General features: G+C 66.4%; 19 protein-coding genes. 9 read left to right on the top strand and 10 right to left on the bottom strand.

The genetic code is table 11. From position 1 onward, the window contains the following. Positions 1-8 precede the first annotated feature (8 nt). The 3 genes from B0T44_RS16565 (at position 9) to B0T44_RS16555 (ending at position 3,236) form a co-directional block, all read left to right on the top strand. Positions 9-1,166, top strand: coding sequence for a glycoside hydrolase family 3 N-terminal domain-containing protein (locus tag B0T44_RS16565; RefSeq protein ID WP_077120547.1), 1,158 nt, complete (start codon positions 9-11; stop codon positions 1,164-1,166). A 196-nt stretch (positions 1,167-1,362) separates the two neighbouring features. Next, a complete protein-coding gene (locus B0T44_RS16560; RefSeq protein WP_077120544.1) occupies positions 1,363-1,962 on the top strand; it encodes a TetR/AcrR family transcriptional regulator in 600 nt (199 codons plus the stop codon). Positions 1,963-2,105: 143 nt separating this feature from the next. Beyond that, positions 2,106-3,236, top strand: a complete 1,131-nt coding sequence (locus B0T44_RS16555; protein ID WP_081512223.1) for a DUF5685 family protein — start codon at positions 2,106-2,108, stop codon at positions 3,234-3,236. 86 nt (positions 3,237-3,322) lie between these two features. Here the strand turns inward: B0T44_RS16555 and B0T44_RS16550 are convergent, their stop codons facing one another. Then, positions 3,323-4,189 carry a MaoC family dehydratase gene (locus B0T44_RS16550; RefSeq protein ID WP_077120540.1) on the bottom strand — a complete coding sequence of 289 codons (867 nt, stop codon included), beginning with the start codon at positions 4,187-4,189 and terminating at the stop codon, positions 3,323-3,325. An 11-nt stretch (positions 4,190-4,200) separates the two neighbouring features. Continuing rightward, positions 4,201-5,556, bottom strand: a complete 1,356-nt coding sequence (locus tag B0T44_RS16545; protein ID WP_077120538.1) for a 3-oxoacyl-ACP reductase — start codon at positions 5,554-5,556, stop codon at positions 4,201-4,203. Between the two features lie 251 nt (positions 5,557-5,807). On the opposite strand from B0T44_RS16545, the gene B0T44_RS16540 reads away from it, so the two are divergent. From B0T44_RS16540 to B0T44_RS16530, 3 genes are all read left to right on the top strand, one after another. Beyond that, a complete protein-coding gene (locus tag B0T44_RS16540) occupies positions 5,808-7,127 on the top strand; it encodes an acetyl-CoA C-acetyltransferase (RefSeq protein ID WP_077120588.1) in 1,320 nt (439 codons plus the stop codon). A gap of 717 nt (positions 7,128-7,844) precedes the next feature. Next, positions 7,845-8,402, top strand: coding sequence for a PadR family transcriptional regulator (locus tag B0T44_RS16535; protein WP_077120586.1), 558 nt, complete (start codon positions 7,845-7,847; stop codon positions 8,400-8,402). Beyond that, a complete protein-coding gene (locus tag B0T44_RS16530; RefSeq protein WP_077120536.1) occupies positions 8,395-9,492 on the top strand; it encodes an inositol-3-phosphate synthase in 1,098 nt (365 codons plus the stop codon). Before B0T44_RS16535 ends, B0T44_RS16530 begins: the two co-directional genes overlap by 8 nt. Positions 9,493-9,543: 51 nt before the next feature. Here the strand turns inward: B0T44_RS16530 and B0T44_RS16525 are convergent, their stop codons facing one another. The 6 genes from B0T44_RS16525 to B0T44_RS16500 all read right to left on the bottom strand — a co-directional run bounded on the left by B0T44_RS16525 (position 9,544) and on the right by B0T44_RS16500 (position 16,299). Beyond that, a complete protein-coding gene (locus tag B0T44_RS16525; protein WP_077120534.1) occupies positions 9,544-9,969 on the bottom strand; it encodes a GyrI-like domain-containing protein in 426 nt (141 codons plus the stop codon). 10 nt (positions 9,970-9,979) lie between these two features. Next, on the bottom strand, positions 9,980-10,438 hold the full coding sequence (locus tag B0T44_RS16520; RefSeq protein WP_077120532.1) for a GyrI-like domain-containing protein: 459 nt from the start codon (positions 10,436-10,438) through the stop codon (positions 9,980-9,982). A 153-nt stretch (positions 10,439-10,591) separates the two neighbouring features. Continuing rightward, entirely contained in the window at positions 10,592-12,913 is a 2,322-nt protein-coding gene (locus tag B0T44_RS16515) for a transglycosylase domain-containing protein (protein ID WP_081512215.1), read from the bottom strand. Positions 12,914-13,010: 97 nt separating this feature from the next. After that, a complete protein-coding gene (locus tag B0T44_RS16510; RefSeq protein ID WP_081512222.1) occupies positions 13,011-13,919 on the bottom strand; it encodes a carbohydrate ABC transporter permease in 909 nt (302 codons plus the stop codon). Then, on the bottom strand, positions 13,919-14,971 hold the full coding sequence (locus tag B0T44_RS16505; RefSeq protein ID WP_425436893.1) for a carbohydrate ABC transporter permease: 1,053 nt from the start codon (positions 14,969-14,971) through the stop codon (positions 13,919-13,921). The genes B0T44_RS16510 and B0T44_RS16505 overlap by 1 nt, the downstream gene beginning before the upstream one ends. A 44-nt stretch (positions 14,972-15,015) precedes the next feature. Further along, positions 15,016-16,299, bottom strand: a complete 1,284-nt coding sequence (locus tag B0T44_RS16500; protein WP_077120530.1) for an ABC transporter substrate-binding protein — start codon at positions 16,297-16,299, stop codon at positions 15,016-15,018. Between the two features lie 121 nt (positions 16,300-16,420). Here B0T44_RS16500 and B0T44_RS16495 point away from each other — a divergent pair, with 121 nt between their 5' ends. After that, on the top strand, positions 16,421-17,263 hold the full coding sequence (locus B0T44_RS16495) for a DUF2786 domain-containing protein (RefSeq protein ID WP_245839719.1): 843 nt from the start codon (positions 16,421-16,423) through the stop codon (positions 17,261-17,263). Positions 17,264-17,586: 323 nt separating this feature from the next. Further along, entirely contained in the window at positions 17,587-18,096 is a 510-nt protein-coding gene (locus B0T44_RS16490; protein WP_077120580.1) for a TIGR04338 family metallohydrolase, read from the top strand. Between the two features lie 20 nt (positions 18,097-18,116). On the opposite strand, the gene B0T44_RS16485 is transcribed toward B0T44_RS16490, so the two are convergent. Further along, on the bottom strand, positions 18,117-19,088 hold the full coding sequence (locus B0T44_RS16485) for an o-succinylbenzoate synthase (protein WP_081512214.1): 972 nt from the start codon (positions 19,086-19,088) through the stop codon (positions 18,117-18,119). 120 nt (positions 19,089-19,208) lie between these two features. Then, complete coding sequence (locus B0T44_RS16480) at positions 19,209-19,625, bottom strand: ester cyclase (protein ID WP_077120523.1); 417 nt, start codon at positions 19,623-19,625, stop codon at positions 19,209-19,211. A gap of 74 nt (positions 19,626-19,699) precedes the next feature. Between B0T44_RS16480 and B0T44_RS16475 the strand changes: the two genes are divergently transcribed. Beyond that, positions 19,700-20,137 (top strand): MarR family winged helix-turn-helix transcriptional regulator, encoded by a 438-nt coding sequence (locus B0T44_RS16475; protein WP_175648119.1) that lies wholly within the window; start codon positions 19,700-19,702, stop codon positions 20,135-20,137. Positions 20,138-20,148: the final 11 nt, after the last annotated feature.

Below are 20,148 nucleotides of genomic sequence, written 5' to 3'. Positions count from 1 at the left end.
TCGACCTCATGCGGAAGACGCCTTTCGTCCTGTTCGCGGTGCTGGCAGCGGTGACGACCGCGTGCTCGGGAGGAGGCAGCCCGAGCACGCCTGGTCCGGAAGGCCCGGCCGGTACCGCCCCCCGGACGAGCCCGGTCACCACCACAATGGAGCGGGACTGCTCGGCCGATTATCTGGCGCAGTTGACGCTGCGTCAGAAGCTGGGGCAGTTGCTGACGGTCGGCGTCACCGGAACCGACGATGCGCTGGCGGTGGTGCGCGATCACCAGGTGGGTGGCATCTTCATCGGTGGCTGGACCGATCTGTCGATGCTCACCGATGGCGGTCTCGACCAGGTGAAGGCGGCGGCGCGGCTGCCGCTCATGGTGACCATCGACGAAGAGGGCGGCCGGGTGTCGCGGGTCAGCGAGCTGATCGGCACCGCGCCCTCGGCTCGGGCCACCGCCAGGGCCATGACACCGGACGAGTTCTACGATGCCACCCTGACCAGGGGTAAGGCGTTACAAGATCTCGGTGTGACCGTGAACTTCGCCCCCGATGTCGACGTGAGCAGCCAGCCCGACAACACGGTCATCGGCGACCGCTCGTTCTCTGCCGACCCGGCCGTAGTCACCGAATATGCCGATGCCTATATCCGGGCGATGACCGAGGTCGGCGTCGGAACCGTCATCAAGCATTTCCCCGGCCATGGCGCGGGCTCGGGCGATTCGCATCTGGGCGCGGTTCGGGTGCCGCCGCTGGAGCAGTTACGGGACCGCGATCTGGTGCCGTTCCGCGAGCTGGTCGATTCCGGCGCCGGGGTGATGGTAGGGCACCTGGATGTTCCCGGTCTCACCGATCCCGAGGTGCCCGCCAGCATCAGCCCCGCGGTGATGTCGCTGCTGCGGGAGGGCCGCGGTTACGGCGCGGCTCCGTTCTCCGGCCCGATCTTCACCGACGATCTCGGCGGCATGGCAGCCATCACCAACCGCATGTCGATCGAGCAGGCGGTGGAGGCCGCTCTGGTGGCAGGCGCGGACAATGCGCTGTGGATCAGCACCGAGGCGGTCCCACGGGTACTGGATCGGTTGGAGCAGGCGGTGGCTGATGGTCGGCTTCCCATCGCCGACGTGGATGCCTCGGTGCTGCGGATGGCATGGTTCAAGGGGGCTCCGCTGCCGTGCTGAATCGGGGGCAGGCCCGGGTGCCCCGCGTCGCCCGCTAGTCAGCTCGGTCGGCCTATTCGGCCAGGTGAGTGAGCGTAGGAGGGGGTTCGCCGCCTACCCGTCGGCTGGGGGTGCGCCAAGTTCCCGGGTGGGTAAATGCCGCCCCCCGGAACTTACTTTGGAGTAATATAGAAAGTTCATTGTGGTAGGAGAGTGCATGGCGGGCGGAACGAAACGACTTCCCAGAGCGGTTCGTGAGCAGCAGATGCTCGACGCCGCCGTCGAAGTCTTCGCACGCAAAGGCTTTCACGAGACCTCGATGGACGCGATCGCCGCCGAGGCCGAAATCTCCAAGCCTATGCTCTACCTCTACTACGGCTCCAAGGACGAACTGTTCCGCGCCTGCATCCAGCGCGAGGGTCTCCGGTTCCTGGAGTCGGTCGCCCCGGCGGGTAACCCGCTGCTGTCCCCGCACGAACAACTGCGCACCGCCCTCGAAGGCTTCCTGGAGTTCGTCGACACCAACCGCAACTCCTGGCAGGTGCTCTACCGTCAAGCCATCGGCCAGCAGGCATTCGCCTCCGAAATCGAAAACGCACGGGAACGGGTTATCGAGCTCACCGCCAAACTGCTCGAATCCAGCGCCAAACATGCCGAGCCCGGCACCAATTTCGATATCGTCGCCGTCGCCGTCATCGGGGCAGGCGAAGCCATCGCCGACCATGTGGCCAGCGGCCGGATCAACGTCTCCGAAGCGGTGGACCTGCTGGACGATCTCGCCTGGCGTGGCCTGTCCGGGAAGAAGAAATCCGAGTAGGAAACCGCATCAGGCCAGTCCGCAATGTCTGGACGAGTGCACAGGTTGCGGGCGCGCTCCGGCGGACATATTTTTCTTAGTCCGACGGAATCAGGCCGTAACGGGGCGGCCAGAAGATCGGGAGGGGAAGAAACATGTTCGGGATGCTTCGACCATGCGCGCACGGCGCGGCGAAATACGGCATCGACACCAGCGTGTGGCAGTCGCATATGTGCGGTCTGTGCCTCGGATTGCGCGACGGTCACGGGCAGCTGGCCCGTATCGCGACCAATACCGACGCCATCGTGCTCAGCCTGCTCACCGAGGCGCAAACAGCGGAACCGGTGCCCAGGCGCACCGCCGGGCCGTGTGCGTTGCGGGGTATGCGCACCGCCACCATCCCGGCGCCCGATACCGGCGCGGTGCGGCTGGCAGCCACGGCGTCGCTATTGCTCGGAGCGGCCAAGATCGGTGATCACATCGCCGACGGTGAGCTGAGCCCGAAGCTGCATCGCCCGATGGCGCGGGTGAGCGCGAACTGGGCAGGCAATGCGCGGCGGCAGGCGGATCTGATCGGATTGGACGTGGCGCCGCTGGTCGCCGCCATCGAGGCACAGGGCGATGCGGAACGGCGTGTCGCCGCGTCCGCTTTACCTGCTGTAGACGCGCACCGGGATGCGGCGCTGGATGAGCTGACGACCGCCAGCAGGCACTGCGCCGCCGAACTGTTCGCCCACACCGCAGTCCTGGCGGAGCGCCCGGGCAACGTGGAATCACTGCGCACGGCGGGCGGGGAATTCGGCCGGATCGCGCATCTGGTGGACGCGGTCGAGGACTATGCCCAAGACCAGCGCGAGGGCAGGTTCAACCCGCTGGTGGCGACCGGAACCAGTGTGGAATACGCCGATGAGCTGTTACGCGAGTCCGACACGCGGCTGCGCGGTGCATTGGCGGAAACCGGGCTGCACGAACAACCGACCGTGCGCTGGCTGCTGCTCGACCCGTTGGCCGCCGTATTGCGCCGCATCGGCCACGGAGTGAGCGGTACCGCCCAGGCGGCCTGCGGCATCCATCAGGAACACCGGGCCGATGCGCGTCATGCGCCGTATCCGGGGCCGGCGCGTAAGCCTGGAGTGGTCGAGTCGATCGGGCTACTGCTCGGCCAGTACTGCACCGGTTACGCGTGCTGCGCCGAGCACCGCAGGCCCTGTAGCGGCGTGCGTAAGAAAGCGTGGTGCAAGCGGATCGACCCGAGTTGCTGCGAATGCTGCAACTGCTGTAACTGCAACTGCTGATACCGATCGGGCCGCGCGCCCGGAAGACGCGCGGCCCAGCGGTTGCGGTGAACCAGCCGGATCGGTGAGTCAGCCGGATCGGTGAGTCAGCGCAGCGTGGCCGTCAGATGCGGGTACCCCTTCTTCGGGTGCCGCAGCGCCAGGTCCCAGCCGCCGTCGGCTTGATCGGCGTAGAGGTTCACCGTCGCGGGCAGCAGAATCGGTTTCCCGAACTTCACCCCGTAGGTGACCTTCTCCGGGATACGCCCCTCGACGGCGCCGAGAACCGCTGCCGCCGACCACATCCCGTGCGCGATCGGCCGCGGGAAACCGAAAGCTTTCGCGCCGAGAGCCGAGGTGTGGATGGGGTTGTGATCGCCGGAGGCGGCCGCGTACCGGTTGATCATCTTCTGATCCACCCGCAGGGTCCGCAGCGGCGGCGGGGGAACCTCTTCCGGTTTCGGTTCCGGTTTCGGCCCGCCCGACAGCGAGGTGCGCTGCTGGTGCAGGAAGGTGGTGACCTGCCGCCACACCAGTTCCCGGCCCACCTTGATCTCGCTGACCGCGTCGACGAGCAGACCCTTGGGGTGTTCCCGCAGGTTCTCGATATGGGCGTGGATGTCCAGCGGTTCGCTCACCGAGATATTGCGGGTGCGTTCGATCAGGTTCTCCGCGTGCACCGCGCCGACCGCGACGAACGGGAAATCGCGCTGCACAACCAGTTTCATCACCACCGGGAAGGTGAGGATGAACGGGTAGGTCAGCGGCAACGCGTCTCCGAAGCGCAGCCCGGTCGCGCGGCAGTACGCGGCCAGGTGATCGGGGTCGATCCGGACGCCGTCGAGCTGGACGGCACGGTCGGGCAGCGTGGATTTACGGGCCGAGACCAGCGGCAACGGCACCGCACCGAGCGCCGCCTTCACATACAGGCTGCCGTTCTTGGGCGGTTCGCCCAGGGTGATCGTTTGGGTCATCGTGTCTCCGATCAGGCCCCGAGCAGGCTCTGCCCGCAGACCCGCACGATATTGCCGGTGACTGCGTTGGATGCCGGGCTGGCGAAGTAGGAGATGGTCTCGGCGACATCGACGGTCTGGCCGCCCTGCTGCAGCGAGCTCATCAGCCGGCCCGCCTCACGGGTGGCCAGCGGGACCGCCGCGGTCATTGCGGTCTCGATGAAACCGGGCGCGACAGCGTTGATGGTGATGCCCTTCTCGGCCAGCTTCGGGGCCTCGGCGTTCACCATGCCGATAACGCCCGCCTTGGACGCACCGTAATTGGTCTGGCCGCGGTTGCCTGCGATACCGGCAATCGAGGAAACGTCGATCACACGGCCGCCGTCCTTCAGCGCGCCCGCGGCGACCAGGCCTTCGGTGATCCGGTGCGGCGCTGCCAAGTTCACGCCGATGACCGCGTTCCAGCGGGCGGCGTCCATATTGGCCAGCAGCTTGTCGCGGGTGATGCCTGCGTTGTGCACGATGATATCGATGCCACCGAACCTCTCGGTGGCGAATTCGGCCAGTTTCTGCGCGGCGTCGGGGGCGGTGACATCGAGTGCCAGCGCCGTGCCGCCCACCTTGTTCGCGGTTCCCGACAGCGCCTCACCGGCGGCCGGGATATCGGCGACGATCACCTGCGCGCCGTCGCGGGCGAACACCTCGGCAATGGTCGCGCCGATACCGCGCGCTGCTCCGGTGACCACAGCGACCTTGCCGTCCAGCGGACGGTCCCAGCTGGTCGGGGCGACGGCGTCGTCCTTGCCGACTCGGATGACCTGGGCGTCGACGAACGCCGATTTGGCCGACAGCAGGAACCGCAGGGTGGATTCCAGACCGGTGGCGGCGGAGGCGGCCTCCGGGTGCAGGTACACCAGCTGCACGGTTGCGCCGCGCCGCAGTTCCTTACCGAGGCTGCGGGTGAAGCCCTCCAGTGCCCGCTGGGCGATCTGCTCGTCGACGCTTCCGGCCAGTTCCGGGGTGGTGCCGACGACCACAACGCGGCCCGAGGGAGCGAGATCGCGGATAACGGGCTGGAAGAACTCGAACAGCTGCGACAGCTCCTCGATCGAGCCGATACCGGTCGCATCGAATACCAGCGCACCGTATTTGGTGCCCTGGGTCGGCGCGTCGACGAAGGTGTAGTCCGACAGCAGGGAGCGCACCGGCTCGGCCACCCGGCCCTTGCCGCCGAGCAGGACCGGTCCGGGCAGCGGGGGTTCGCCGGGGACGTACCGCCGCAGTTTCTCCGGCTGCGGCAAGCCGAGTTTGCCTGCGAGGAACGCGCCGGGAGCGGAATTGACGAACGATCCGTAGAGGTTGGGTGCACCCTTGGTTTTGGCTGCCACGTTTCCCACCTTTTCTGTGCTCGATGTCTCGGAAGTCGGTGTTCGCCCCCGTGCTGCTGGCTACCCTCGCTATAGGCCCTGACCTGCGGTGCGGGCAGAAAAACGAGGTTGCCGGCACAGGTTCGCCGGGGTGCGGTGTCGACAACAAACTTACTCCAGAGTAAGTTTAATGTAAACCGATCGCGATCCGGCGTCGCTCTCCCTCGAAAAAGACGCGCGGACATCGGAAATCCATCGACGAGACCTTGGAGATTCGAGTGACAAGAACAGCCAAGAACGCGCCCCGAACCGCGAAGCAGCCGCGCCCGGTCGCGATTGTGGGCGGCAACCGGATCCCGTTCGCTCGCTCCGACAAGGCGTATGCCCACGCCTCCAACCAGGACATGTTCACCGCCACCCTGGACGGCCTGGTCAGCCGCTTCGGCCTGCAGGGCGAACGGCTCGGCATGGTGGTGGGCGGCGCGGTACTCAAACGCGTCGGCGAACACGGCATGATCCGCGAAAGCGTGCTCGGCAGCACACTCAGCCCCTACACCCCCGCCCACGACCTGCAGCTGGCCTGCGGCACCGGCCTGCAGGCAATAGTCACCGTCGGCGACGCTATCGCGGCGGGCCGCATCGACGCCGGTATCGGCGGCGGCACCGACACCACCTCTGATGCCCCGATCGGCGTCAGCGAGAGCATGCGGGAGTGGATGTTAGAGGCCAACCGCGCCAAAACCAACAAAGACCGCGTCAAACTGATCGGCCAGCTGCGGCCGAGCATGCTCGGCATCGAAATCCCACGTAACGCCGAACCACGCACCGGACTGTCTATGGGTGAGCACGCGGCGATCACCACCAAAGAATTCGGCGTCTCCCGCGAAGCGCAAGACGAACTGGCCTATCTGTCCCACAAGAACATGGCCGCCGCCTATGACCGCGGCTTCTTCGACGACCTGGTCACCCCCTTCCTCGGCCTGACCCGCGACGACAACCTGCGCCCCAACTCATCGGTGGAAAAACTGGCCACCCTCAAACCGGTCTTCGGCGTCAAAGCCGGAGACGCGACCATGACGGCAGGCAACTCCACCCCCCTCACCGACGGCGCCTCAGCGGTGCTGCTGTCCAGCGAGGAATGGGCCGCCGAACGTAAGCTGCCGGTGCTCGCTCACCTGGTGGACAGCGAAGTCGCCGCCGTCGACTACATCCACGGCCCCGACGGCCTACTGATGGCCCCCACCTACGCGGTCCCGCGAATGCTCGCTCGCAACGGCCTGACCCTGCAGGATTTCGACTTCTACGAAATCCACGAAGCCTTCGCCTCGGTGGTCCTGGCCACACTGCAGGCATGGGAATCCGACCAATACTGCAAGGAACGCCTCGGCCTGGATGGCGCGCTCGGCTCGATCGACCGCAGCAAACTGAACGTGAACGGCTCCTCGCTCGCCGCGGGCCACCCGTTTGCCGCGACCGGCGGACGCATCGTCGCCTCAGCCGCAAAAGCGCTGGCCGAGAAGGGATCCGGGCGCGCCCTCATCTCTATCTGCGCCGCAGGCGGCCAAGGTGTCGTCGCAATCCTGGAGAGGTAAACATGGGCTGTGTTTAATGGCCGCGCCTTCGGCGCGGCGGGTTTGCGGCCCCCTGGTGGCTCGCGTTTCAGCCCTCGCGACTTGCGCCTTCGGCGCGTGCGCTGCGAGGGCTGAAACGCGAGCCGGGCCGCAAACCGGACGGGGCTGGGTTGAGTGCGGCAAGGGCAGGGTGGTTCGGTACAGGCTGACGGGGCTTGAGGTCTGTGCGTGCTGCGAGGGCTGAAGTGTGAGCCGGGTGGCAAGTCGGTGGGGCTCGAACAGGACAAAACGGGGAAGTGGCACATATGCGCCGGTTTCCGGGTGGGATGGGTTCGGCGTTCACGTGATTCGTATCACGGTCGGGTGGGAGGTTGCAGCGGAAAGAGCAGGGGGCGTGGCGCTTCGGCGCTGAGCGGGCGGAATACGGAAGGGGTCAAGGGGATTGAACGTGTTCCGTCGGCCTCGGTGCAATCGACCTGCACGCCCTGGCGTGCCTGCTGGCCGGTGCGCCGCAGGCCGCGACTGCCGGACGGTGCCGTTAGCGCATCTCGGCGAGTAGGAGCTGACCGCGCCAACGACGGGCCGGAACGGCTGGTTCTCGCCGGGGCGAGCTGCGCAGCGACTACCTGCGCAAACGCCGACGCCGCCACCTATACCTATGCTTGGTTATATCGCTCCGATATAGTGAGAAATCGCATCCATCGGTTAGGTCTGCGGATATGTCAGGAGGTGAAGCCCGTGCTCGAACTGGCCATCCTCGGGCTGCTCCTGGAATCACCGATGCACGGTTACGAGCTGCGTAAACGGCTGACGGGCCTGCTCGGGGCGTTTCGGGCCTTCTCCTACGGATCGCTGTATCCGACGCTGCGCCGCATGCAGCAGGATGGGCTGATCGCCGAGGAGGTGCCCGAGGGCGTGACCACACGGCGCGCTCGCCGGGTGTACCAACTGACCGCGGCGGGCCGGGAACGATTCAACGAACTCCTGGCCGACACCGGGCCGCAGAACTACACCGACGACGGCTTCGGCGTGCACCTCGCCTTCTTCAGCCGCACCCCCGCGGAAGCGCGGATGCGGATCCTGGAAGGCAGGCGACGCCAGGTCGAGGAGCGCCGAGAGGGGCTACGGGAAGCGATCAAAAAAGCGAGCGGATCGCTCGATCGCTACACCCGCCAGCTCCACCAACTCGGGCTCGAATCAAGCGAGCGCGAAGTGCGCTGGCTCAACGAGTTGATTGCGGCGGAGCAATCGACGAAGGCGGCACCACAGAAAGAGGGAAATATCGGCCATGAGTGACGTCAAAACGGCTGACAACGCCACAGAAGTTCGCGTCGCCATCGTAGGTGTGGGCAACTGCGCTTCCTCGTTGGTGCAAGGCGTGCAGTACTACCGGGACGCGGACGACACCGCGACCGTGCCCGGCCTCATGCACGTCAAATTCGGTCCTTACCACGTGCGCGACGTCAAATTCGTCGCCGCGTTCGACGTCGACGCCAAGAAGGTCGGCTTCGACCTGTCCGAGGCGATCTTCGCCAGCGAGAACAACACCATCAAGATCTCCGATGTACCGCCGCTCGACGTGTCGGTACAGCGCGGCCCCACCCTCGACGGCATCGGCAAATACTATGCCGAAACCATCGAGGTCTCCGAGGCCGAACCGGTCGACGTGGTAAAGGCGCTGAAGGACGCGAACGTCGACGTCCTCGTGTCCTACCTGCCGGTCGGCTCCGAAGAAGCCGACAAGTTCTACGCCCAGTGCGCCCTCGACGCAGGCGTCGCCTTCGTCAACGCCCTGCCGGTGTTCATCGCCTCCGACCCCGAATGGGCCGACAAATTCACCAAAGCAGGCGTACCGATCGTCGGTGACGACATCAAGAGCCAGGTCGGCGCCACCATCACCCACCGCGTCATGGCGAAACTGTTCGAAGACCGCGGCGTACAACTCGACCGCACCATGCAGCTCAACGTCGGCGGCAACATGGACTTCAAGAACATGCTCGAGCGCGACCGCCTGGAATCGAAGAAGATCTCCAAAACCCAGGCCGTCACCAGCAACCTGAAAAAGGAACTCGGCGCAGGCGACGTCCACATCGGCCCCTCCGACCACGTGGGCTGGCTCGACGACCGCAAATGGGCCTACGTCCGGCTCGAAGGCCGCGCCTTCGGCGACGTCCCGCTGAACCTGGAATACAAGCTCGAAGTATGGGACTCACCCAACTCCGCGGGCATCATCATCGACGCGGTACGCGCAGCGAAAATCGCCAAGGACCGCGGAATCGGCGGACCGGTCATCCCGGCCTCCGCCTACCTGATGAAATCCCCGCCGCAGCAACTGCCCGACGACATCGCCCGCGCTCAGCTGGAAGCTTTCATTATCGAAGCTTGAGTTGTACAGGGACCGGCTCGCGCACTCGGTGCGGGAGCCGGTCCGGATCTGTCAGTCCAGCGAGACGTACACCTCTACCGATGTGGGACCGGTGTAGCGCTCGATTTCGGCGGCGTGGGAGCGGGTGATGGTGCCTGCGCTCTCCGCTTTGCGGACCTGCGCCCATGCGGTGCGCAGGAGGTCGTAGGGTTTGTCAGTGACCACGAATTTGGCGTAGCGGCCCTGGGGGACGCGGGTCAGGACGTCACCGGAGTCCATTTCCGCCATCGACTCCACCTGATAGCCGAGGACGGCCACAGCGTGGTCGTGCTGGCCGATATAGGCGGCTACGCGGGGGATGTTCTTCTCGCGGGCCAGGTACCGGTCCCAGGTGAAATTCACCAGGTCCAGATCGCGGGCGGTCACCTCGCGCCCGGCCAGCGGGACGGTGAGCCCGGCCACCAGGCTTTCGTCCAATGTGACGATTTCGAAGTCCACAGCCTTTTTCCTATCCGTCCGCCGGTTCATCCGCCAGCGCCACGTATACCTCCACCGTGCGCTCATCCGGATAACGTTCGTAGTCGCCGGTATAGGAGCGCACCAGACGCCCCGCGGCTTCGGCATCCCAGATCGACCGCCACACCGCCACGATCGTGTCACCCAGATCGTCGCCGCTGAGGGTGAACCGGGCGAAACGGCCCGCGGGGATGCGCGCCAGCACGTCACCCGGTTGGAGATCGCCGAGATCACCGCAGCGGTAGCCGACGATATGGGTCAGGTAAGAGTTGATCTCCGGGGCGTGATCGACGTAGGCGCTGGCGGGCGGGCCGGGTAACGAGCGCGCGAGATTGCGCTTCCACGCCTCCTCCACTTTGGTGCGGCGCGGTCCCTCCACGGCGAGTGCCGGGCTGCGTAGCACTGTTCCGGCCACCAGAGTTTCCTGGCGGTCAACGACATTGAAATCCACCGGCGTAGCCCCTATGTCTCGTCTTCGTCGTCGCTCGAGCCCATATCCTCCCGTATACCGGGCCGGTGCCGGCCCGCCGAGTCGGCTACTGCTCTCACTTCGGCTCGCTCTCCCTCTGGCCAACGATGCTGCCATGCCCAGCGTTCCCTCGGGCTATCCCGGTACGGGAATGGAGAACCCGGGAAAGATCTCCACCCCCTGCGGCGGGGGAGATGGGGGCGGCACGGGAGGTTCCTGCGGGATCTCCTGCTGCGGTACCTGCGGCACCGGGGCGGGCGCGGTGCCGGTCGCGGGCGGGATCACGATCAGCGGTCCCTGCGGCGGAGTCTGCTGCTGCGGCGGGTTGAGGATGTCGTACGGACCGCCGGACGGGCTCTGCGGCGTGGCGGGGATGTTCGACGCCGGCGGCCCGCCATCCGGCGGCGGGAACTGTTCGACGGTAGTGTCTGCCAGCGCGCCGTCCATTGTCTGCTTCCAGATATCGGCGGGCAGGCCGGACCCGTAGATCAGGCCACCGCCTGCCGTGTAGATCGGCTGGGCGTGCTCGGCTCCCACCCACACAGCCGTAGACAGCGACGGTGTGAAACCAACCATCCACGCGTCCTTGTTCTGGCCGGTGTCACCGAGCTGGGTGGTGCCGGTTTTCGCCGCGGACGGACGCCCGGCCAGCGCGTGGTTGTTGGAGTACGCCGCGATCGGCAGCATCGCCTGCGCGGTGCGCCGCGCGATATCCGGGTCGAGGCGTTGCTCGCCGGGCGGCAACTGCTTGCCCACCTGATGTTCGGGTGCGCCGCGGTCGAGCAGGACCCGGCCGTCCCCGGCGACCACCCGCTGCACGAAATACGGCTGGTGATATGTGCCTGACGCCGCGATAGTCGCATACGCAGAGGCCATATCGATCGGCCGGACCAGGTAGGTGCCGAGCACGATCGACGGCATCGGTGGTGCGCCGTTCTCGGTCAGCGACCGCCCCGGCACCCCAGGTATCTGCTCGGGGATACCGGCACGGTGTGCGGCGTCGGCGATTGCTTGGGCGCCGCCGTTCATCGCCAGGGTGAGCCGGTAGAAGCTGGTGTTGAGGGAGCGTTTGAACGCCTCCGACAGCGGGCACACCCCGCAGCTCTCGTTCTCGACGTTGCGCACCAGCACCCCGCTGACCTCGACGGGTGCGCTGTCGAAGGCGCGGGACAGCGGAATATCTTCCTTCAGCGCGGCGAGCACGGCGAACGTTTTGAACGCAGACCCGGTCTGCAACGGCGCCTGCGCGAAATCGTAACCGCCGCCGTCGGCGCCGCCGTAGTATGCACGCACCGCACCCGAGCGTGGGTCGATGGACACCACCGCGGTGCGCAGCTGCGGCGGCTGCCCGGCCAGGTTGTCGTTCACCGCGCTTTCCGCGGCCGCCTGGGCTGCGGGGTCGATGGTGGTGGTGATGTTCAAGGCACCGGTGCTGACGTCGCGTTCGGAGATACCCGCATCGGCCAATTCCCGCAACACCTGGGTTCTGATCAGGCCTGCGGGCCCGCGACCGGCGATATCGCGTTCGGGGAGCTCGGCGAGCGGGACGATATGCGGGAAGGTCGTTGCGTCGCGGTCCCCCGGTCCGAGGCTGCCCATCTGAACCATGCCGTCGAGCACGTACTGCCAGCGATGTTTCAGTTCGGTCAGATGGGTTTCCGGGTCCAGCGCCGACGGTGCACGGACCAGCGCGGCCAGCACCGCACCCTCGGCCAGGGTCAGTTCCGGCACCGGTTTGGCGAAATACGCTTCGGCCGCGGCGGCGATACCGTACGCGCCGCGACCGTAGTAGATGGTGTTGAGGTAGGCGCCGAGGATTTCGTCCTTGCTCCACTGTCGTGCCATTTTCGCCGCGATGACCAGTTCACGCATCTTCCTGGTCACAGTGCGTTCCGAGTCGAGGAAGGCGTTTTTGACGTACTGCTGGGTGATGGTCGATCCGCCGCCCGCGTTCTGTTTGCCGAGCAGGTTGTCGCGGACCGCGCGCAGGAAACCGGAGGTCGAGAAGCCGGGATTGGTGTAGAAGTTGCGGTCCTCGGCCGACAGCATGGCGTCGCGCACCGGGACGGGCACGTCCGACAGCGGGATCGGGGTCCGGTTGCCTTCAGGCGGGATGATCTCGGCGAGGGTGGTTTCGCCGTCGGACGCGGTGATCCTCGCGATCTGGTTGGTGCGCATCTCGTAGGGTTCGGGGATTTCCGCGCTCCAGTAGAACAGCAGGAGCAGCAGCGACGGCGCCCCGATGAAGATGATGAAGAACGACAGCAACAGCCTGCGGATGCGTTGGCCGCGGGTGCGGTGTGGCCGCTCCTGGCGCGGCGGATGGGGGTGCCTGCCCGGCCGCCAGGCGGCGTCCCCGGCTCTCGCTGGGGCGCGACGTGGTTTCCAACCTGCGATCGAGGCATACGGCGGCTCGGCGGGCGTGTCGCGCCGGGAACGAAACGAGCTCACGATCATCTCCTCCCGGAGCGTCGGAAAAACTCACACCGTCAGGAACTCACGACCTCGGTTGTTATCACCCGCATCACTTATCACGGCCAAGCATAACTGCCGATCAGCTCTTCACACCGCCTGCGGTGAGACCGGAAATGATCCGGCGCTGGAAGAGCAGCACCATGATCACCAGTGGAACAGTCACCAGCGTGCCCGCCGCCATAATCGCCGCGTAGGGCAGGGCCAGGGGATCGTTACCGGAAAACCGGGCGATCGCAACGGTCACCGGTTCGGTGGCCCCGGACGACAGCAGCCGTGCAAGCAGGTATTCGTTGACCGCGGCGATGAACGCCAGGATCGCTGTGGTGAATACGGCCGGCGCGGCCAGCGGCAGCATGACCAGCCGGAACGCCTGCAGTTTGGTTGCGCCGTCGATCCGGGCCGCTTCCTCGAGCTCCCAGGGCAGTTCGGCGAAGAACGCGGCCAGGATGTACACGGTCAACGGCAGTACGAACGAGATGTTCGGAATGATCATCGCCTGGTATTCACCGATCCAGCCGATATCGGTGAACAGCTGGAACAGCGGGGTGACCAGCACGACGACCGGGAACATCGACGCGCTCAGGATCAGCCCGGACACCAGGTAGCGGCCCTTGAAGGTGAGCCGGGCCAGCGCATACGCCGCCAAGACACCGACCAGCAGCGCGATCGCCGTGGTGGCCGCGCCGATGACCATGCTGTTGATCAGCGCTTTACCGAAGTTGTTGCCGCGGCTGGTGTCGAATGCGTTGCGGAAGTTTTCCAGCGTGACGTGGGTGGGCCACGGCGTGCTGTCGAAGGTGTAATCGGAGTCGCGGAACGCGGTGACCGTCATCCAGTAGAACGGCCCGAGCCCCCAGACGAGCACGATCAGCGCGCCCAGGTAGACGCGGGCCGAGCCGAGCTTGCGGGTCCAGGCCGCCCGGCCCTTACCTGCGGCCTGACGGGGGCGGGCCTGCCGGGGTTTCGTCTGTGTCGTGGTTGCGGCCATCATGCTTTCCGCTGCTCTTCCTGCGTCCGCACCGCGTTCGCACCGAGAATCTTCACCAGCACGAACGCCACCGCGAAGATCAGGAGGAAGGTGATCGTCGACAGCGCAGCCGCACTGTGGGGTCCCTGCCTGGTCTGCTCGACCACCAGCATCGACAGCGTCCGGGTAGCCGGGTTATTGCTGGTCATGATCGCGGGCAGATCGTACATGCGTAACGCATCCATGGTGCGGAACAGCACCGCGACCAGCAGCGCTGGCTTCAGCAGCGGCAGCGTGATCTGGGTGAACCGCTGCCAGGCGGACGCGCCGTCGACTCGGGCGGCCTCGTACACGTCGTTCGGGATCACCTGCAGACCTGCCAGCAGCAGCAACGCCATGAACGGCGCGGTTTTCCACACATCGGCGACGATCACCGCGAACCGGGCAGACCAGGCGTCCGAGGTCCACAGGATGCTGGTGCCGAGCACCCGGTTGACCACGCCGTCGTACTGGAACATGAATTCCCACAGCCGCGCGGTCACCGCTGTCGGGATCGCCCACGGGATGAGCACCGCGGCGCGCAGCAGGGCGCGGCCGCGGAAGGTTTTGCCCATCACGATCGCCATACCGAGGCCGATCGCGATCTCCAGTGACACCGTGACCACGGTGAAGAACAGGGTGACGCCGACCGCCGTCCAGAACTGGGAGCCCAGGTTGCCGGTGGGGCAGCTGGTGGTGCCGCCGGTGACCATCCGGCATTGGCCGAGTACCCAGTGCGTGTAGTTGTACAAGGTGGTCGAGCCGTCTTCGACGAACAAGCCGGTCGCCGAATCGAGCGTGTCGTCGGCATGGAACGACATCCACAGCGCTTGGAGCACCGGATACCCGATGACCACGCCGAGGGTGATCAGCACCGGTGCCACGAACAGCCAGGCCCGGCCCGAATGCCGCAGCTGGTCGGTCAACGATGCCCCGAGGCCACGTTTATCGCTCGGCCCACCACGCATCGGGTCCGGCCGAGTTTTCTGTTGGCGGATCGGCACCTGCGCGGCCGCTCCGGAAGGATCCGACACCGTTACTCTCTCCTACGGGCTCGTCGGGTCCGGCTGAACAACCGCTACGATCCGGCCGTCTCGATGCCCTTCTGAATGCCGATGATCGCGTCGTCCACGGACTTGGTTCCGTTCAGGGCAGCATAAGCGTTGTCCTGGATGGCCTTGGATACAGCCGGGTAGAACGGCGTGACCGGCCGGGGTACCGCGTTGGAAATCGAATCCTTGAGCGCGGGCAGATACGGCATTTTCGCGATCAGTGCCGGGTCGTCATAGATCGATCCGCGCACCGAAGGCAGCGCACCAGAGGCGATGATGTGCTGGGCGTCCTCGCTGATCAGGAACCGGAGGAAATCGAGTGCGGTGGCCTTGTTCTTGGAGAACGCGCTGATTGCGGCGTTGTAGCCGCCGAGTGTGGATGCGCCGATACCGGTTTCGCCGGGCAGCGGCGCCACACCGAACTTATCGCGCACGGCCGAGGATTCCGAGGCGGCGTCGCCGTAGGTGGACGGCCAGGACCGCAGGAACAGCAGTCTGCCCTGGGTGAACGCGGCACCGCTCTCCGGCTCCTTGAAGGTGATGGCCTGTTCCGGGATATCGCCCCTGCGGTAGGCGTCGACCAGGGTGCCAAGGCCTGCCCGTGCCTGCGGGGTGTTAACCGTGGGGGTTTTGCCGTCGGATCCGACGAAGGTGCCACCGAAGGCATTGATGACCTCAGCGGTGTTCACCGTCAAGCCCTCATAAGGTGCGAACTGCCCGGCGTAGCAGCCGATGTTGTGCTCGCGCGCGATAGGGCATTGGGCCAGCATCTCGTTCCAGGTGCGCGGCGGGTGCGGCACCAGATCCTTGCGGTAGAACAGCAAGCCGCCGTTGGTGTTGCGGGGCGCGGCGTAGAGGGTTTCGTTGTAGGTGGCGCTGGCGACCGGCGGGGACAGCAGGGTGGAGGTGTCGATCGCGAACGAGTCCTCCAGCGGCTGGATCCAGCCCTTCGCCGCGAATTCGGCGGTCCATGGCACATCCAGGGCGACCACATCGTATTCGGCGGATTTCGAGCGCATGTGCTCGACCAGATCGTCGTACTGGGCCGAGGCGTCGTTGGACTGTTCCTTGTAGGTGACCGGTTCGTCGGGGTGGGCGGCGTTCCACCGGTCGATGAGCTGTTTGACGACACCCGTCTCGGTGGTGTCCTTGCCTTCGACGTAGGTGATGGGGCCGCGGCCGGTGAGGTTCTCGGTGGTGGGGTCGGAGCCGGTGTCACTGGAGCACGCGGTGGTGAATGCCGCCGTCAGTATCGCGATGCTGGTCAGCATGAGTGCGGCGCGTAGAGGCGGCACCTTTGTCAAAGCCATCGCAGAACTCCAGGGTCGAGACGTGAGCGGCAGCACACCCAGCCGGTGCACATGGCAACATACATGGTGCGCACAGTGCGCGCCGCCCGGTGCCGTTTCCGGCTGACTACTCTTGCGGGCGATGTCTACTGCCGACGCGCGACCCGACCGGATGCTCACTCGCATCGGCGGGCTGCTGCGCAAGGCGGAATCCACCGACAACGAACACGAGGCCGAGGCGTTCCTCGCCGCCGCGCAACGCCTGGCCACCAGGTCTTCCATCGATCTGGCTGTGGCGCGTGCGCATGTGGCCGGGCGCGAGCGCAGGACCACCCCGATCCAGCGGATGATCCAGATCGGCGAAGCGGGCAAAAAGGGGCTGCGCACCTACGTGCAGCTGTTCGTGGCGATCGCCGACGCCAACGATGTGCGATGTGATGTGACTCGCACTTCGACACAGGTGTTCGCCTATGGTTTCGAATCCGATATCGCGACCTGTGAGGCGCTGTATGCCAGCCTGCTGGTGCAGATGGTGCGAGCCTCGGATCGATACATCAAATCCGGCGCCTACCGTTGCGCGACGATGGAGAAAACCGTCGTCGAGGTCCGGGGCGGCCGCCGGGTGCGCCGTCGGGTGCGCACGCCGGTCGCGGGGGTGACGGCTCGCCTCAATTTCCAGATGGCGTTCGCCGCCCGCATCGGTGCTCGCCTGGGCGAGGTGAAAACGCAAGTGCGGCGCGAGGCAACAGAATCCGCTGTGGCCGGGTCGGCTGGGACGGCGCTGGTGTTGCGCGACAAGGACATCGAACTCGCCGACTTCTACTCTCGCACCTCCGAGGCACGCGGAACCTGGCGCGGGCCGCAGGCATCCACCGGTTACGCCCCGGCCGCACGTCGCGCAGGCGACCACGCGGGCCGCATCGCGCGCCTCGGCCCGTCACCCGAACTCGCCGCCCCGCGGGGGAGGCTGGACCGTGGCGAGTAGCAGCCCAGCCTGCATACGCAGTGCGGAAAGTTGCTTGTATCCGGAGATCCGGCAGACCGGGGTGTCGCGGACTGGCGCGGGGCTTCGCCGATCTGCATGGGCGGCTGGGCCGGGCCGTGTAGTGGCAGGCCCTGCGCGCAGTGGGGCGCTGCTTGTCTCCGGAAGATCCGGTACAGAGGGGGTCGGGGGAGCTGCGGCCGCTGTCTCCGTGTTTCGCCGGGACGTGCGTAACCAGAGGGAGACTGGGGCGTGCATGTAGCGGGGCAGGAGCTGGGACGCTACCGGCTCCCGGTGCTCAGCGTACCCGTGAGGTGGCTCAGGTGATGACGCGGGATTCGCAGCGGGCCAAGGTGTACGACGCTGAGCAGCTGGTGCGGGGTGCCTTCGATCGGGCCGACGCGTTCGGGCATCGCACGGTCGAGGTGCATGGCTCGCAGTTGACGCTGCCGGTGGAGCGGCGGTTCGCTTCGGTGGAGTCGGTGGCGGTGTATTGCCGGAAGGTGCTGGCGCTGCGATGGGTGGCCGCGCGCTGGGAACGCGCCGCCGTCCCGGTGATCGTGCGGGCGCGCGCCGGGACCACCGCCGCGCATTACGAGGCGACCGACGGGGTGCTCGCCGTCCCCCTGTACACCGGCGGAACTGCCTGGGCGCTGCGGGAACTGGTGGTGCTGCACGAGCTGGCCCACCATCTGGATCCCGACTCCGGCGAACATGCCGCGCACGGCCCCGAGTTCTGTACTCGCTACGTCGATCTGGTCGAAGGTGTCATCGGTCCCGAAGCCGGTTTGCTGCTGCGCACCACCATGCTCGGCTGCGGTGTGCGACTGGGGTGAGCGGCTCGTCGTGCGTGCGGTCAGACCAGCGCGAGTACTCGTTCGAAACGCTCGCGCCACCAGGCTGTTCGTTCTGGGTCCGGGTGACGGTAGCGCTCCAGCAGTTCCGGTGCCGGTGCGGGCGGGGTCCTCGGCACCGGGAGGTATCCGTCGCGCGGCTGCAGCGGGTCGCTCACCACATCCCCCTCGAACAGCGATACCGTGCCCAGCCCGCAGGCGAAGTCGAGTTCGGGCAGTGCACCTGCCAGGGCGAGTTGCGCGGACAGGCCGACGCTGGTTTCCAGGGCCGAAGACACCACGCAGGGCAATCCGGCGGCCTCGGCGACCTGCAGGGCACGGCGCACCCCGCCCAGGGGTGTGCATTTGAGCACCGCAATATCCGCGGCGCCGGCAACGGCGACCCGCATCGGGTCCTCGGCGCGGCGGATGGATTCGTCGGCGGCGATGCGGACGTCGACCCGGCGCCGCACCGCGGCCAGTTCTTCGATGGAGCGGCAGGGTTGTTCGACGTATTCCAAACCGTCTGCAGCTCGGTCCATTTCCCCGATGTGCCGGATGGCGGTGTCGACATCCCACACGGCGTTGGCGTCCACCCGCACCGCTCCATTCGGCCCCAGCGCCGCCCGCACCGCCGCCAATCGCGCCAGGTCCTCGGGTAGCGATTCCGGGTGATCCGCGACCTTCACCTTCGCGGTCCGGCAACCGGAAGCGGCGACGATCTCGTGCGCCCGCTCCGGCCTCACCGCCGGCACCGTGCAGTTGATCGGGACCTGCTCGCGCACCGGTTCCGGCCAGCCTGCCGTCATCTGTTCGATCGTGGTGGCCAGCCAATGCGCGGCCTCCCGGTCGTCGTATTCGGCGAACGGACAGAACTCGCCCCACCCCAGCGGCCCCCGCATCAGCACGCCCTCCCGCACGGTGATGCCACGGAACCGGGACCGCAGCGGGATGGCGTAGACGTGTACAGAGTCGATATCCAGCAGGTCGGTCACGTCCGCAACATTAGGACCGCGCAGACCCGACTGTGCAGCAGACGCGCGTTCCGGGTGCTGGAAGCCGCAGTTCGCTGCGTCGTAGTCCGAATGATTGCGCTTCCGGGGTCGTGATCACCGCTATTGGATACCGAGCTGCCGCATCAGGCTCGCGATATCCGGTGCAACCCACTCCTCCGCGATCTTGTCGCCCACTACCCGGTAGTGCTCGAGGCTGCGGAAGTTCACGGTCCGGTGGGTGGGTTCGATGCCCTGGAATGTCCCCTTGTGGGTGCCACTGAACCGCAGGCGGACCGCGACTTCGTCGCCCACGCTGAAGATGTTCTCGATCTCTACCCGGAGATCGGGAAAGGCTTCGTGCATGGCCTCGACCCCGAACCGCCAGGCGTCTCGTCCGCGTCGCGGCTCGTCCAGGCCAGGAATGTTGGCGATGAAATCGTCTGTGAGCAGTTCGAGGCTTTCGTCGAGGTCTTTGTGCTGCATCAGGCGGTTGTAAGCGGTACGCAGCAGTGCGACGTTCTTTTCCGCGAGGTTCATGGTCTTCCTCTCGATCGAGCATGAGTAAACTGAAGAACATGCTACATGATGAACAATATTCATCATCTCGAGAAGTGTTCGATCGACTGCTCGCGGTCGCGAGCCTGATCACCGATGACATGCGATCCGCGCTGCGTGAAGGCGGCCTTACCCAGGCCCGCGCCACCGCACTGTGGGAAGTGGCACGCCACGGCCCCATCACCCAACGCGGACTAGCCGATCGGCTCCGGGTCACCCCCCGCAACGTGACCACGCTGGTCGACGCGTTAGCCGACGCTGGTTTGGTCACCCGCGCCGAACACGCCCGCGACCGGCGCGCGGTGCTCGTCGAGTTGACCGACGAAGGCAGGACGACCGTCGCACGCATGGATGCCGAGGCTACGACGCTGGCCGAGGAGTTGTTCGGAGCGCTACCGCCGGCCGACCGAACCGCTGTCGTCGAGCTCTTCGATCGCATCGCGAGGCGGTTCAGCGGCGAAACGCCTGCCTCCGAGCCTGGCGTTGCCGACTGACCGCATCCGCG

The organism is Nocardia donostiensis (assembly GCF_002081715.1).
GTDB lineage: Bacteria > Actinomycetota > Actinomycetes > Mycobacteriales > Mycobacteriaceae > Nocardia > Nocardia donostiensis.
The sequence above is the reverse complement of the archived record's forward strand: the minus strand, read 5'-3'. Positions and strand labels throughout refer to the sequence as shown.

What these genes read in the sequence shown, in the direction of transcription:
- B0T44_RS16490 (WP_077120580.1), top strand. Translation starts at nt 17,587, where the DNA reads ATGACGCGGGATTCGCAGCGGGCCAAGGTGTACGACGCTGAGCAGCTG.
- B0T44_RS16530 (WP_077120536.1), top strand. Translation starts at nt 8,395, where the DNA reads ATGAGTGACGTCAAAACGGCTGACAACGCCACAGAAGTTCGCGTCGCC.
- B0T44_RS16550 (WP_077120540.1), bottom strand. Translation starts at nt 4,189, where the DNA reads ATGACCCAAACGATCACCCTGGGCGAACCGCCCAAGAACGGCAGCCTG.
- B0T44_RS16560 (WP_077120544.1), top strand. Translation starts at nt 1,363, where the DNA reads ATGGCGGGCGGAACGAAACGACTTCCCAGAGCGGTTCGTGAGCAGCAG.
- B0T44_RS16480 (WP_077120523.1), bottom strand. Translation starts at nt 19,625, where the DNA reads ATGAACCTCGCGGAAAAGAACGTCGCACTGCTGCGTACCGCTTACAAC.
- B0T44_RS16495 (WP_245839719.1), top strand. Translation starts at nt 16,421, where the DNA reads ATGTCTACTGCCGACGCGCGACCCGACCGGATGCTCACTCGCATCGGC.
- B0T44_RS16500 (WP_077120530.1), bottom strand. Translation starts at nt 16,299, where the DNA reads ATGGCTTTGACAAAGGTGCCGCCTCTACGCGCCGCACTCATGCTGACC.
- B0T44_RS16515 (WP_081512215.1), bottom strand. Translation starts at nt 12,913, where the DNA reads ATGATCGTGAGCTCGTTTCGTTCCCGGCGCGACACGCCCGCCGAGCCG.
- B0T44_RS16555 (WP_081512223.1), top strand. Translation starts at nt 2,106, where the DNA reads ATGCTTCGACCATGCGCGCACGGCGCGGCGAAATACGGCATCGACACC.
- B0T44_RS16510 (WP_081512222.1), bottom strand. Translation starts at nt 13,919, where the DNA reads ATGGCCGCAACCACGACACAGACGAAACCCCGGCAGGCCCGCCCCCGT.
- B0T44_RS16565 (WP_077120547.1), top strand. Translation starts at nt 9, where the DNA reads ATGCGGAAGACGCCTTTCGTCCTGTTCGCGGTGCTGGCAGCGGTGACG.